Source organism: Gordonia sp. YC-XJ4 (genome assembly GCF_059511865.1).
Map to the genome: position 1 here is coordinate 3,430,782 of NZ_CM183447.1, position 13,556 is coordinate 3,444,337.

The following is a 13,556-nucleotide window of genomic DNA, read 5'->3' on the forward strand; positions in this document are numbered from 1 at the left end:
TCCACCGTACTAACGCGTCTCCGGCGAATTTCCGCTCGGCGGGTTGCTCGTCGCCGGCGCGGGCACGGCCTGCGGCAGCACATTGGGCGCAGGCGCGGTCGCCACCGGGGCCGGCGGTGCCGTGACGGCACCGGCAGGTGCCGGGGTCGTCGGGGCCGTTGCACCCGGCGTCGCGGTGCCGGCCGGAGCGCCGGAACTCGGTGTGGTGGAGTTCGGTGCAGTGGAGTTCGGTGCGGCGCTCTGGGCGCCACCGAGACCCACCGAATCGTCGACCTTCTTCGGATCGATCGTGGCAGCCGGATTGGGCTGATCATCGGGATTGATCGAGGGCATCCGCTTTCCGGTGGCCGGCTCCGGGTCGCCGACGATGTGTGGCTTGCCGTCCGCGCCGATCACCATGCGTGCCGGGTTCTGATCGACCACCAGCCCGAGTGCCCCTGCCGCATCGGATAATTCGGGTGCCGAGTTACCCGACTCGAAGCTGCGCTTGAGTGCATCGGTGCGATCGAGCAACTCCTGATTCTGTTGGCGGGCGATGCCGATCTGATAGGAGTCCTGCGCAGCCTTGGTGGAGAGCCACAGGCTCAAACCCAGGCCGAAGGCCAGCACCAGCAGCACCGGGATGACGAAGGGTATACGGGAGAGCCGTTCGGACAGGCTGATCCGCCGGGTACGAGACGCCACGACGACGGGTTTGGAGACCGAACCACGTTGCGATCCCCGCTCCTGCGCGGCGATCCGCTTGCTGTGCCGATCGATCGCCCGCTGGGCCGCCCGCGATCGGGTCGGCCGTCCGACTCCGCCGCGGGTGTGCCGGGTGGTGCGTTCGGTGGTGTCGGAATCCTTGTCGCGCAGTCGATCCTGGCGTTCGATGTCGTCGAGAAGGGTCATCTCACCTCCTCCTCTGCGATTCGTTCGATGACGCGGACCCGGACCGGTGCCGATCGCGGATTGGTGTCGAGTTCTTGTTGGTCAGGGCGCTCGGCCCCCCGGGTGACGAGTCGGAATCGTGGTGCCGTGCCGGGCAATTCGACCGGTAGACCGGGCGGCGAGGTCGAGGTCGTCCGTAATGCGAATTCCCGCTTGACGATTGTGTCCTCGAGCGACTGGTAACTCATCATCGCCACACGGCCACCCACCCGCAGCGACGCGAGGACCCCCGGCAGCGCTTGCCGGAGCGCCTCGAGCTCGCCGTTGACCTCCACCCGCAGCGCCTGAAAGGTCCGCTTGGCGGGGTGCCCACCGGTGCGCCGGGTGGCCGCCGGGATCGTCGCGTAGAGCAGTTCGACGAGCCGCGCACTGGTGGTGAAGGGCTCGCGCTCGCGTTCACGCACGATCGCCGACGCGATCTTGCCGGCGAAGCGTTCATCACCGTATTCGCGGAGTATGCGGGCGATGTCACCGTGCGAATAGGTGTTGAGCACATCGGCCGCAGTAGGACCGGCCTCGGGATTCATTCGCATGTCCAGTGGTGCGTCGACGGCGTAGGCGAATCCCCGATCCGCCTGGTCGAGCTGCATCGAGGACACGCCGAGATCGAAGAGGGCGGCATCGATGCGGTCGGCGCCGGCTTCGGCGAGAACCGCTGGGAGTTCGTCGAATCTGGCCTGGTGGAAGGTGATTCGATTGCCGAAGTCGGCCAGACGGGTAGCGGCGATGTCCAGTGCAGCCGCGTCCCGGTCGATCCCGATGACCCGGACCGACCCGAACTCCCGCAGGATCAACTCGGTGTGACCACCGGCGCCGAGCGTGGCATCGACGAACACCGGTTGTGCGACAGTGGGATTCGAGAGAGCCGGGCGCAACGATTCGATGATGCGTCGAGCCATGACGGGCACGTGCCCGTGTTCGCCGGAACGGCGTTCACCCGAGCGACGCGACGGCGGGGTCTGCGCACCCGCACTGTTGTCGTCGTCCTGCGGTGTCACCGGCCTGCCCCTCCGAGTGCGCCGACCCCCGAGCGGCCGCTCCCGTCGCGCGGGCCGGCCTCGATGAGGGGTGGCTGTCGTGTGTTGCTTGTGTCGGCTTGTGGTGGAGCGGGGTCCCGACCCGATCGCGCACCTGGCGTTGGGGAAGTACGCCAGGGTCGGACCGGGTCGGGGCCTCGTGCCACCCGAAGCCCTGTGCATCTGTCCTGCACCCACGTTGCGGAGTTAGAGCACCGCGCTCAACGCCGCGGAGTTCGCCGCCGAGAAGTTCTCCTCATGCTGGCTCTGGTAGTCACGCCATGCCTGTGCGTCCCAGATCTCCAGGTGATCGAAACTGCCGATCACCACACACTCCTTGGACAGTCCCGCGTACTGCCGATGCTCGGCCGACAGGGTGATCCGCCCCTGCCCGTCGGGCCGTTGTTCGTCGGTGCTGGCGAAGAAGTACCGCTGGAATGCGCGCGCTTCGGGATCGTTGCGCGACGCCTCCATCGTCTTCTCCGCGATCGCATCGAACTCCTCGGCCCGATACACCGACAGGCTGTGGTCCTGGCCGCGTGTGACCATCACCCCTCCTGCCAATGCGTCGCGAAACTTCGCGGGCAACGTGAGTCGCCCCTTGTCGTCCAACTTGGGCGTGTAGGTACCGACAAATCTCGTCGACATGTCGGCACCTCCCGCCCACCGGGTCCGGCGTTCCGGATCGCCTCACCCAGTGACGCCCACAGTACCCCACTTTCCACCACTTTCCACCCCAAACCCGCCTCGATTCCCCACCCGACCATAAACACGCAGGTCAAGAGCAGAAGTCAGGGTTCGACACGGCACGGATCGGTCGTGTCGTCGACAGGACAAGGCCTGACAGTTGTGGCCTGTGGTGAGGAATAGGGCTGGTGAGGTTGCGACTTCGGCCTCGTGGGGCGTGGTGGGGCATCGGGTGGGGCGCGGTGGGGAACGCGGTGGGGCGTGGTGGGGAACGCGGTGGGGCGTGGCAGGAGGGCTTGATGAATCCGGTGGCCGAGCCCCGGAAGCGGGCATACGACAGCAGCCGCACACCCGTAGGGGTGTGCGGCTGCTGTGGTGAGTCAGTCGCGGAACCTCAGTGGGTTCGTCGCGGGATCACTCCTGCTCGAACCGGCGGTTGAAGCGGTCTTCCATGCGTTCGGTGAACTTGCGTTTGGGCGTTGCGGCCTTCGAGCCGCGCCCGCCCGAGCCGCGGTCGGCCGATGGCGGCGCACCCTTGCCGGGTAGCCCGCCCCAGAGCGCAAGCAGCGCGGCGGCGAACATGACAAGGAAGCCGACGAGACTCAGGATGGGGAAACCACCCACGTCGAGTCCGATAATGGGTCCCACGATCAACAGCGCGAGACCGAGGACGAAAACGACGGCCGCCTGGATGCGGCGACGACCGGTCGACCGCCCGAGGCGGCGCCGGGTAACGCTGGACGCGAACTTCGGGTCCTCCGCGTACAGAGCGCTTTCGATCTCTTCGAGCATGCGCTGCTCGTGCTCCGAGAGTGGCACCGACCCTCCTTACCTGTTACCGACGAGCCATCGACGAGATGTTCGCCGCGATACTCGCCTGATGACTGTGTTCGCGGCCTACGACCATGATACGAGGTGATTCCGGCGGCGACCACCATAACCGCACTCGTTGGATCGTTTTTGTGTTCGGGGCTGTTACCGGCGCCTATGCGATGACGTGGTGAGGCATCGATGCGTGACCCCCAACGGGTTGTGGCGCATCACGCAGGATGTGCCAGCGATCCGGATTGCGCACCATGTCCGCCTTGTTCGTAGGCGATCACCACGCCCTCGACCGTGTCCAGGAATGTCAACACCAGGCGATGCAGCTCGGCGACGACGACGGGATCGACGTCTCGCTCCAATCCGGCCTCGATGTTCATTCGAAGAACAGACCATGCGGCGAAGCGTTCGGCCTGTTCGGCCAGATCCGGCATGATCACCGCCAGACGATTCCACGCGTTCGACGACAACCCGCGCGTCGAACGGCCGCTGGTCGGCTCACCGATGGCCAGTGCGGCGCCGGCGGCCCGCAGCGCGGTGAGGTACAGCTGCCGGAAGCGTTCGGCGTCGTCGGTGATCCCGTCGGCGTTCTCGAGAAGGAGATCGGCACGTTCGAGCAGGTCACGTGCGCGCCCGACCACGATCGGATCCACCTCGACCTGTGTGGTCGTTCGACGTGTCATCATGGGCCTCCCTCCGTTGTCGCGGTGCTCACGGGCGGCCAGTTGGGCTGTACCGGCCGTTCCCTCGGGTCAACGCGGTCCGAGGGCAGGCGCTTCCCTCGCCCACCGCCGGACCGCGTCGGTCGTCGGGTGGCGGCGAACAGCTTGCGGAGGCACATTCATCGAACACCCGTTCGACAGATTCAATATTAGTCAGATCTGGTCGCCGGAGCAAGGCGTGCGGGCAACCCGATGCGCAACACCATGCCCGACGCCACCGACACAATGCCGCACTCGGCCGGGGTGCAAGGAACGACGACAGGAAGGACCGCACGTGACGATTCGGATCGCCCGTCTCGACGGACGTGACTGTGCGGTCTGGCTCGGTCCCGCGCTCGAGATCTACGTCACAGCGATGAATTACCCACGCGGGACCGAGATGCATCGCGCCGGATTGTGGCGCGAGCACATCCGTCGACCCGGCTGGGAGGCCTACGGCGCGATCGCGACCGCGCCCCACGCCGAGGACGGCTCGCTGGACCTCGTCCGCCGACGGTTGGAGCCGCCCCTGTCCCCCGGCGGCGATGAGGTGCTCGTCGGCATCGCCTACGGCTATCGCGGAGCGCGCGACCAATGGTGGAATCAGCAACTCCGCGCCGGCTTGCGATCGACCGGTCGGGACCCGCGGGTCATCGATGAGATCACCGAGGACTACTTCGAGCTGACCGAACTCCACGTCCATCCGAGTGCCCAGGGGCATCGGATCGGTGAATGGTTGCTGCATCGCCTGCTCGCCGACCGACCCGAACACCACGTCCTGTTGTCCACCCCGGAAATCGCCGACGAGGGCAACCGCGCCTGGGCGTTGTACCGGCGCATGGGATTCGGTGACGTGCTGCGCGGATTCACCTTCACCGGCGACCCGCGCCCGTTCGCTTTCCTCGGGCGACGACTACCCCTGGCCGCACCCACGATCGTGCCGGGCGCCGCCGCCGGTCCCATCGTTCCCGGCGAATCCGACCGCACCCGATGACCGGGCACCCGGTGGGCGATGCGATCGTCGTCGGCGCCGGCCACAACGGGCTGGTCGCGGCCGCCTATCTGGCCCGGGCCGGGCGCTCGGTGAGCGTCGTCGAGCGCGACACCATCCCCGGTGGGGCGGTGTCGACCATCGAACGCTTTCCCGGCTATCGCGTCGACCGGGGCTCGTCGGCGCACCTGATGATCCGCCACTCCCCGGTCCTCGACGAACTAGCACTCGCCGACGCCGGCCTGACCTACCTCGACTGCGACCCGTGGGCGTTCTGTCCGGCGACCGACACCGCCGGTCCGATCGTCTTCCGCACCGACCTCGACGCCACGTGCGCCTCGATCGAACGTGCCTGTGGACGTACCGACGCCGACGCCTACCGCGCCTTCGTGGCGACCTGGGCACCGCGCGCCCGAGCTCTCATGCGCTCCTTCTACGAGCCGGCCACGCCGGGTCGGTTCGCGCGTGCCTTCGGCGGGCTCGGCCCCACCGCCACCACCGCGCGGACCGGCCTGTTCGGTGCGCGATCGGGTCGGATGATGTCGGTGACCCAGGATCTGATGTCGTCCGGGGATGCCCTGCTGGACCGCTGGTTCGGCTCCGAGCACCTCAAGGCCGCCCTGGCCTGGTTCGGCGCCCAGTCGGGCCCGCCCATGAGCGCCCCCGCGACCGCTCCGATGATCGGGTTCGCGGCACTGATGCACCAGATCCCACCCGGCCGCGCCGTCGGGGGCAGCGGAGCGTTGACCGATGCCCTGGTGCACCGTCTCACCGGTGACGGTGGCGAGGTGATCACCGGTGCGGCGGCCACCGCGATCACCCGATGTGGCGACCACTGGCGGGTAGAGACGGTCGACGGCCGGCGGCGATGTGCCGACACGGTGATCGGCGCCTGCCACATCCTGGCCACCCTCGACCTGCTCGCGGCGGGCGGATTCGACCCCGGATCGCTCGCGCGATGGCGGCATCAGATCATCGTCGGCTCGGGTATCGGGATGGCCGTACGGCTGGGAACCAGGGAGCTGCCCGAGTATCGGGATCTGCCCGCCGACCTCCCCGCGCACGGCGTGCATTCGGCGTTGGGCCTGCTCGTCACCGATCGGGACCACCTTCGTCGCGCGCAGACCGCGGCAGCGGTCGGCGAACTGCCCGATCGGCCGGCCTGTGTGGCGATGGGATTCTCCGGCATCGACCCGACCCTCAGTCCACCCGGACACCATCTCGTCAATCTGTGGGCGCAATGGCATCCGCGTCATCTCGCCGACGGGTCGGGGTGGGACGAGGTGGCCGCCACCGCCGCCGACGCGGTGGTCGCCGAGGTCGAGCGCCACGCGCCCGGTTTCGCTGACGGCATCGAGCACCGCCACGTCCAGACCCCGCAGGCGCTGGAATCCGAACTGGCACTGATCGGCGGCAACATCATGCACGTCGAGATGACCATCGACCAGATGTTCATGCTGCGTCCGCACCCGGACCTGTCCGGCCACGAGGTGCCCGGCGCCGACGGAATCCTGCTCGCCGGCGCCTCGACCCATCCCGGCGGCGGGGTCACCGGGGCCAGCGGGCGTATCGCCGGACGGGCGGCGATCGCCCGCAGCTCGGGCCGGCACCGCGGCGATACACGCGGTCGGCGCCTATGGCCGCTATCACCCCGGCATCTGGCACGATGATCAGCGTGCGTCCGCCGATCACTCGCCCGAGCCCACCCCGCGCGTCTGCCTTTCTGCTCACGGTCGTGCTGCTCATTGCGGCGCCGTTGATGTCGGGATGCCTGCAACGGTCCACGACGGTCGGTGATCGATTCGCGGGCAGCGTGGTCGTGGCCACCTCACCGGACAATCCGCGTGGCGCACCGAAATTCGACATCCCCGAGTCGATGACCGGCAATATCGCGGTCTCGGACTATCGCGCCAGCACCTCCACGGAGAGTTCGGGCGCCCCGGCATCGGCGCAGCCGGGTTCGCCGTCGGAGGACACCGACCAGCCGGGTTCGTCCCCGTCGGATTCCACGCCGTCGGATTCCACGCCGTCCGATTCCACACAGGCGGCCCCGACCCCGCAGGAACAGTCCGGCGACAGCAGCGACGACGCCACGCTGGTCGGCAGCCGGGCGACCTTCAGCAATCTGACCGCAGGTCAGCTCAGTCAGCTCGGCGATATCATCGCCGACGCCTTCGGCGACACCGCGATGACCATGGACCTGTCGGCCAAGCGCAGCGGCTCGGTGGTGCGATTCCGCGGGTCGACCGACCTCACCGGACTGATCCCGAATCGCGACTACGTCCGGTTCACGATCTCGTTCGCCGGCCCGATCACCGCCACCAACGGTGACCAGAACACCAACACCTCGGTCTCCTGGACACCCGAGCCCGGCAAATCCGCCGATTTCACCGCCGAATCGACCTACGCCGACCCGTCGACCGCCGCGTTCGGCGGCTGGACGTGGCTGATGGTGCTCATCTGCGCCGCCGTGGTGCTCGTCGTCATCCGGTTGGCCTACGTCTCCCGCGACCGCAGCCCGCGCCCGGGACGCCCGGCATCGGCAGCGGGCAAGAAGACATTCGGGAAAAAGACGTCGGGGACCACGACGTCAGGGACCACGACCTCGACGACCACGACCTCGGCGACGAAGACCGCCGGTGACATGACACCGGAGAAGGCCACCGTTCCCGCCGACGCTGCGCCCGATCAGGGAGCTGCACACGAGGACCCCGCGGTGCCGAACCCCGCAGTACCGAACTCCGCAGCGCCGGGCCCCGGAAACACCGGCAAGTCCTGACCCGACTCCCGCCGGATCACCCCGAGCCGACCGATCGGCCCCTCAGCGCGCCCCGACCGTCGGCAACGCGTCGGGCACGCCCACGCCGAGGCGGTCGAGCACCTCGCAGGTCGCCTTGGCGAAGTTCAGGCTGCAGAAGTGCAGGCCGGCAACGCCTTCGGCGATGAGTCGTTGCGCGGTCTCGGTGGCGAAGTCGATGCCGACGGCACGTACCGCGGCGCGATCCTCCTCCGGGCCGTCACCGGCGGCCTCGGCGAAGCGTTGCTCGACCGCGGGCGGGATCACCGACCCCGACAGCTGCGTCATACGACGGGCACTGGCCAGCGAGGTGATCGGCATGAGCCCGGGAATGAGCGGCTTGGCCGCCTGCTCGGGGTCGGCGCGTGCCACCCGGTCGCGCAACCGCAGGAAGTCCTCGACGTCGAAGAACATCTGGGTCACCGAATACTCGGCACCGGCACGCAGCTTGCCGACGAGTACGTCGGTGTCCTGGTCGAGATCGCGGGCCCGGTGGTGCCCCTCGGGAAACGAGGCGACGCCGACGTGGAAGTCACCGAGCCCGGAGATCAGCTCGACGAGTTCACGCGCGTACTGCACACCCTGCGGGTGTCGAATCCATTCGCCGAGTGGATCACCCGGCGGATCCCCGCGCAGCGCAAGGAGATTCGTGATGCCCTGGTCGGCGTAGGAACCGACGAGGGCACGCAGTTCGGCGATGCTGTGATTGACGGCGGTCAAATGCGCGACCGTCAGCAGGGTCGTCTGCGTCGCGAGCTCACCGGCGATGCGGACGGTACGATCCCTCGTCGATCCGCCTGCCCCGTAGGTCAGCGACACGAATGCCGGGTCGAGACGTTCGAACACCCGGACCGCCCGCCACAGCCGGGCCTCGCCCTCGATGTCACGGGGTGGCATGAACTCCACCGAGAAGTGCACGACGCCGTTGGCCGGTGGTGCGGCGAGGCGCTCGACGACGGAGAGCGCCGGTGGGGATGAGGTCACCGCGTCATTGTACGTAGGTCGTCACTGCACGTCGGTCGCCACTGCACGTCGGTCGTCCAGGGCGGGGCCGTTCGCGACAGGCACTCCGGGCGTGTCTGTTCGTGGGAGACATGCCCTAGCCTGAGGGAGTGAGCCCGACCGCACCGCCGCCCGCCGCAGAGCCGACGTCGTTGTCGGAGGTACCCGACGCCACGGGCGTGGTCCTCGAGCGCTTCTTCGACGCCACGTTGCCGGTCGCCGGCGCCATCTCGCCGGTCGTGGGGCGCGCCGCCGACATCGTCGCCGACTTCGTCCGGCTCGGCGGCAAACGGGTTCGGCCGATGTTCGCCTACGCGGGCTGGTTGGCCGGGATGAGCAGCCCCGAGAGGCGCCCGCCCCATCCCGAGCAGTCCGTCGCCGATGCGTTGCGGGTCTGTGCCGCACTGGAACTCGTGCAGGCATGTGCACTGATCCACGACGACATCATCGATCATTCCGACACCCGCCGCGGTCGGCCGACGGTGCATCGGCGCTTCGAGACCGCCCATCGCGACGCCGGGTGGTCCGGTGACGGGGCCCGCCACGGTGTCGCCGCGGCCATCCTCGCCGGTGATCTCGCGCTGGCCTGGGCCGACGACCTCGTCGGCGGTCACAGCCCGGCCGGCCCGGACACCGGTGCACCCGCACCGAATCCGCTTCCGGCCGAGGTGTCGGCGGTCTGGGCGGCGATGCGCACCGAGGTGCTCGGCGGGCAGTATCTCGACATCGTCAACGAGGTCAGCGGCGACGACACCGTCGAATCCGCCTATCGGGTGATGGAATTCAAGACCGCCGCCTACACCGTTGCCCGTCCTCTCGAGCTGGGGGCCCGCATGGCCGGCGCACCTGCCGCACTGCTCGACGACCTGCGCTCGGTGGGCCACGATCTGGGCATCGCCTTTCAGCTGCGCGACGATCTGCTCGGGGTGTTCGGCGACCCGGATCGGACCGGTAAGCCCTCCGGCGACGATCTCGCCGAGGGTAAGCGCACCGCGCTTCTGGCGTTGGGCCTCGAGCGCGCCGAGCTGCGCGACCCCCGGTCGGCGGCGGTGTTGCGCGACGCGGTCGGCCGCCGTCTCGACGACCACGAATTGAACCGCATCCGTGAGCTTCTCGTCGACGTGGGGGCCGTCGAGGAGATCGAACGCCGCGTCACCGCTCTGCTCGACGCCGCCGTTGCCCGGCTCGAACGCGCCGAGATCGGCACCGACATCCGGGCCGACCTGATCGCGATGGCCGGTCGGATCGCCCACCGCGAGGCCTGACTCATGTTCTCGCGCAGTCGAGTTGTGACGGCAATCGGCCGGCCCGCGCTCGCGCATCCGGCCCCGCCGCCGCGCCTGCCCACCGAGATCTGGCTCGGCGGGATCGGGGCGATCGCGGTGTGTCTGGGCGGCTTCTCGGTCGCCGACATCCCACGCAACCACCCGGGTCTGCAGGACGTGGGACTCGACGCGATCACCTACGGCCACGGAAAGACGTTGGGCGCGATCGTGTTCTGGCTCGGGGTCGCGTTGATGGTGTTCGCGTGGATGAGAGTGGGTCGCCGATTGTGCGCGCCGGTTGCCGGCGACCCCCTCCTGAGCCTGACCACACTGCGGTGGACCGTGATCGGGTGGGCCGCACCGCTGTGCGTGACCGTGCCACTGTTCAGTCGCGATGTCTACGCCTACCTCGGCCAGGGGGTGGTCTTCGCCGCCGGATTCGATCCCTACGCCGACGGACCGGCCCACCATCCCGGTCCCGTACTCGACAGCATGGCGCAGGTGTGGGCGTCGACGACGGCGCCGTACGGCCCGATGTTCATGGCGATCACCCGAGGTGTGGTGGCCGTGTCGGGTGAGCACGTGCTCACCGGTGTCTGGTTGATGCGTCTGGTGCTGTTGCCCGGACTCTTGTTGTCGCTGTGGGCCGTTCCACGTCTGGCGACCCATTTCGGCGCGTCGCCGGAGGTCGGGGTGTGGCTGGCGTTGCTCAATCCGATGGTGTTGATCCACCTCGTCGGCGGCCCGCACGTGGAACTGCTGATGATGGGTGTGCTGGCCGCCGGACTCGTACTGACCGTCGCCGGCCGGCACATCAGCGGTCTGGCGGTGCTCGGGCTGGCCGTGTCGATCAAGGTCACCGCGGGTGTGGCGATCCCGTTCGTGGTGTGGATCTGGCTCTCGCACATCCGATCCGAACGCAAGGTCACCGGCGGCGATGTCGCGCGGGTGTTCGCGGTGGTGATCGCCGTGCCGGTCGCGGTGTTCGCCGCCTGGACCGCCGCGCTCGGCCTGGGACTGGGCTGGCTCACCGGGCTGGGCTGGGCCGACCAGATCATCAACTGGTTCACGCTGCCCACTGCCGCAGCACATCTGGTGACGCTGGTCGCGGCACCGTTCACCTCACTGAATCTGTGGCCGGTCCTCACCGTCACGCGGGCGATGGGTGCGGTGTGTCTGGCGATCATTCTCGTGGCGTTGTGGTGGCGCCACCGCGCCGACGAACGCAGCGCGATCGCCGGACTGGCCTGGGCGATGCTGGCGGTGCTGCTGCTCGAACCCTCGACACTGCCCTGGTACTACACGTGGGTCCTCGTCGTCGCGGTCGCGTTCACGCTGCCCGGCTGGGTCCGCGCCGTCGTGGTCGGTGTGTCGACGTTCATGTTGATCGTCTTCCAGCCGGACGATTCGATCGTCTTCTACAAGCTGCCCGAGGTCGCGTTGGCCGCCGCGCTGTCGCTACTCGCCGCCATCTCGCTGCTGCGCCCCGACCCGCTGCGCCTGGGCGCCCTGGCCCGCCGGTTGTGGGGCGCCGAACCCGGCGGGTCCCGAAGGTAAGCCCTAGAACGCCTGTGCCTGCGCGCGTCGGATGACCTCGCGTGCCGAGTGCGTGTGCAGCGCCGCCGCCGGATGCATCTGCAGATCGTCGAGCTCGGTGAACAGCCAGCGCAGCGCCTCGTCGCGGGTGAATCCGCCGTCGAGCAGGACATCGACGAGGCCGGTGAAGTGCTTGGCGATACCGAGGTCGTCGAAGAACAGGCAGGGCACCGCAGGCTCGCCGTCTCGGGAGACGGCCAGCAGGCGGTGGTCGCGGATCAAGGTGCGCACGCGATTCGTCGACACGCCCAACCGTCGGGAGACCTCGTCGATCGAATACGTCTCGACCTCGGCCGGGATGACATCGTGCGAGAGGGGAAGTGAACTCACGGCCCAGAGATTACCGTCTCGCGGGCCGTGTCTTCACCTGGTTCGCCGCCACCACCGCCGGGCCCGGTGCGCAGCACCGCAGTGGTTACGGTGCGCAGCACCGCAGTGGTTACGGTGCGCAGCACCGCAGTGGTTACGGTGCGCAGCACCGCCGTGGTTACGGTGCGCAGCACACCGGTGGTTCCGGGGCGCAGCGCCGCCACCCGGGTAGATTCACTGTCGTGCAGGCAGGGGTCGACGAGCTGATCGGGGCGGTGCTGGAGGACCGCTACCGCATCGACGCGCCCATCGCCCGTGGGGGCATGTCGGCGGTGTACCTCGCTCTCGATCTTCGGCTGGGCCGCGACGTCGCGGTCAAGGTGATGGACACCCGCTATGCCGCGGACCCACAGTTCTTGCGCCGCTTCGAGTTCGAGGCGCGAGCGGTGGCCGGTCTGAAACATCCCGGGCTCGTCGCGGTCTACGACCAGGGCATCGACGACGGGGTCGCGTTCCTGGTGATGGAACTCGTCGAGGGCGGCAGTGTCCGAGAACTGTTGCGCGAGCGCGGTCCGATGCCCCCGCATGCGGTGGTCGCCGTTGCCGATCCGGCGCTGGGCGGACTGGGTACGGCACACGCGGCCGGCCTGGTACATCGCGACATCAAACCCGAGAACGTGCTGATCTCCGATGCCGGCGAGGTCAAGGTCGCCGATTTCGGGCTGGTCCGCGCGGTCGCCGAATCGGGGGTCACCTCGGCCAGCGTCATCCTCGGTACCGCCGCCTACCTCTCCCCCGAGCAGGTCGAGTCCGCGACCGCCGATGCCCGCAGCGACGTCTATTCGATGGGGGTCATGCTCTTCGAATTGCTCACCGGGCGTACGCCGTTCCGCGGCGATACGCCACTGGCACTGGCGTACCAGAGACTGACCTATGACGTGCCGGCACCCGGTGACGTGATCGCCGGGGTACCGGTCGAACTCGACGAGGTGGTGTTACGGGCGACCGAACGCCGCCCGGCCGATCGCTATGCGAACGCCTTCGAGATGCGGGAGGCACTGCTCGACGTGGCCGAGGATCTCGATCTGCCGCCGTTCACCGTGCCGGCCCCACGACGCTCCGCCGAGCGGGAGACGATGGCCCGCCGTCGTGCGGCGGTCAGCCCACACGGCACCCGGGTTGCCTCGCGGCCCGGGTCCCGATCGACGACCGACGCGCCACCGACGAAGGTGTCGGCGCTGATCGATCGCGATGCCGCACCCGGACCCGCTGCGCGCGACCGCGGCAGTGCGCAGGGCCTGCCCGAGCCGTTCGACGATCCCGCCGACGGGCGGCTGCACGCACTGATCTGGCTGGTGATCGTGCTCATCGCGGCGGCCGCGGCGGGTGGCGCCGGATGGTGGGTCGGCTCCCAGTTGCTGCTCTCCTGAGGGCGCACGT

14 protein-coding genes are annotated in these 13,556 nt (G+C 68.7%); 6 read left to right on the forward strand and 8 right to left on the reverse strand.

What is annotated here, in order from left to right; all coding sequences use genetic code 11:
* Nucleotides 1-9: 9 nt before the first annotated feature.
* From ftsL to AC5ZH6_RS15165, 5 genes are all read right to left on the reverse strand, one after another.
* Nucleotides 10-891, reverse strand: coding sequence for a cell division protein FtsL (gene ftsL / locus AC5ZH6_RS15145; protein ID WP_094600706.1), 882 nt, complete (start codon nt 889-891; stop codon nt 10-12).
* Nucleotides 888-1,829, reverse strand: a complete 942-nt coding sequence (gene rsmH, locus AC5ZH6_RS15150; RefSeq protein ID WP_170320209.1) for a 16S rRNA (cytosine(1402)-N(4))-methyltransferase RsmH — start codon at nt 1,827-1,829, stop codon at nt 888-890. Before rsmH ends, ftsL begins: the two co-directional genes overlap by 4 nt.
* A gap of 324 nt (nt 1,830-2,153) precedes the next feature.
* Nucleotides 2,154-2,594 carry a division/cell wall cluster transcriptional repressor MraZ gene (mraZ, locus tag AC5ZH6_RS15155; protein ID WP_006370512.1) on the reverse strand — a complete coding sequence of 147 codons (441 nt, stop codon included), beginning with the start codon at nt 2,592-2,594 and terminating at the stop codon, nt 2,154-2,156.
* Between the two features lie 453 nt (nt 2,595-3,047).
* The gene (locus AC5ZH6_RS15160; protein ID WP_006370513.1) at nt 3,048-3,452 is read right to left on the reverse strand and encodes an SCO2097 family morphological protein; all 405 of its coding nucleotides are present in this window, start codon (nt 3,450-3,452) and stop codon (nt 3,048-3,050) included.
* 221 nt (nt 3,453-3,673) lie between these two features.
* Entirely contained in the window at nt 3,674-4,141 is a 468-nt protein-coding gene (locus AC5ZH6_RS15165; RefSeq protein ID WP_006370514.1) for an SAV_6107 family HEPN domain-containing protein, read from the reverse strand.
* Nucleotides 4,142-4,451: 310 nt separating this feature from the next.
* Between AC5ZH6_RS15165 and AC5ZH6_RS15170 the strand changes: the two genes are divergently transcribed.
* The 3 genes from AC5ZH6_RS15170 to AC5ZH6_RS15180 are packed head-to-tail and all read left to right on the forward strand — an operon-like array spanning nt 4,452 to nt 7,926.
* Nucleotides 4,452-5,150 (forward strand): GNAT family N-acetyltransferase, encoded by a 699-nt coding sequence (locus AC5ZH6_RS15170; protein WP_006370515.1) that lies wholly within the window; start codon nt 4,452-4,454, stop codon nt 5,148-5,150.
* Complete coding sequence (locus tag AC5ZH6_RS15175) at nt 5,147-6,817, forward strand: phytoene desaturase family protein (RefSeq protein ID WP_094600707.1); 1,671 nt, start codon at nt 5,147-5,149, stop codon at nt 6,815-6,817. The genes AC5ZH6_RS15170 and AC5ZH6_RS15175 overlap by 4 nt, the downstream gene beginning before the upstream one ends.
* On the forward strand, nt 6,814-7,926 hold the full coding sequence (locus AC5ZH6_RS15180; protein ID WP_265078048.1) for an LppM family (lipo)protein: 1,113 nt from the start codon (nt 6,814-6,816) through the stop codon (nt 7,924-7,926). Before AC5ZH6_RS15175 ends, AC5ZH6_RS15180 begins: the two co-directional genes overlap by 4 nt.
* A gap of 42 nt (nt 7,927-7,968) precedes the next feature.
* Here AC5ZH6_RS15180 and AC5ZH6_RS15185 read toward each other — a convergent pair whose 3' ends face one another.
* Nucleotides 7,969-8,928: a methylenetetrahydrofolate reductase gene (locus AC5ZH6_RS15185; RefSeq protein WP_014360362.1), complete on the reverse strand. Its 960-nt coding sequence runs from the start codon at nt 8,926-8,928 to the stop codon at nt 7,969-7,971.
* Between the two features lie 128 nt (nt 8,929-9,056).
* Here AC5ZH6_RS15185 and AC5ZH6_RS15190 point away from each other — a divergent pair, with 128 nt between their 5' ends.
* Both AC5ZH6_RS15190 and mptB read left to right on the forward strand, forming a co-directional pair.
* Nucleotides 9,057-10,211, forward strand: coding sequence for a polyprenyl synthetase family protein (locus AC5ZH6_RS15190; RefSeq protein WP_014360363.1), 1,155 nt, complete (start codon nt 9,057-9,059; stop codon nt 10,209-10,211).
* A gap of 3 nt (nt 10,212-10,214) precedes the next feature.
* The gene (gene mptB / locus AC5ZH6_RS15195) at nt 10,215-11,768 is read left to right on the forward strand and encodes a polyprenol phosphomannose-dependent alpha 1,6 mannosyltransferase MptB (protein WP_265076579.1); all 1,554 of its coding nucleotides are present in this window, start codon (nt 10,215-10,217) and stop codon (nt 11,766-11,768) included.
* Between the two features lie 3 nt (nt 11,769-11,771).
* Here mptB and AC5ZH6_RS15200 read toward each other — a convergent pair whose 3' ends face one another.
* Both AC5ZH6_RS15200 and AC5ZH6_RS15205 read right to left on the reverse strand, forming a co-directional pair.
* Nucleotides 11,772-12,137, reverse strand: a complete 366-nt coding sequence (locus AC5ZH6_RS15200; protein WP_006370522.1) for an Rv2175c family DNA-binding protein — start codon at nt 12,135-12,137, stop codon at nt 11,772-11,774.
* Nucleotides 12,134-12,340 (reverse strand): hypothetical protein, encoded by a 207-nt coding sequence (locus AC5ZH6_RS15205; RefSeq protein ID WP_265076580.1) that lies wholly within the window; start codon nt 12,338-12,340, stop codon nt 12,134-12,136. The genes AC5ZH6_RS15200 and AC5ZH6_RS15205 overlap by 4 nt, the downstream gene beginning before the upstream one ends.
* An 18-nt stretch (nt 12,341-12,358) precedes the next feature.
* Between AC5ZH6_RS15205 and AC5ZH6_RS15210 the strand changes: the two genes are divergently transcribed.
* Nucleotides 12,359-13,546, forward strand: coding sequence for a protein kinase domain-containing protein (locus tag AC5ZH6_RS15210; protein ID WP_094600708.1), 1,188 nt, complete (start codon nt 12,359-12,361; stop codon nt 13,544-13,546).
* The last annotated feature ends 10 nt before the right edge of the window (nt 13,547-13,556 follow it).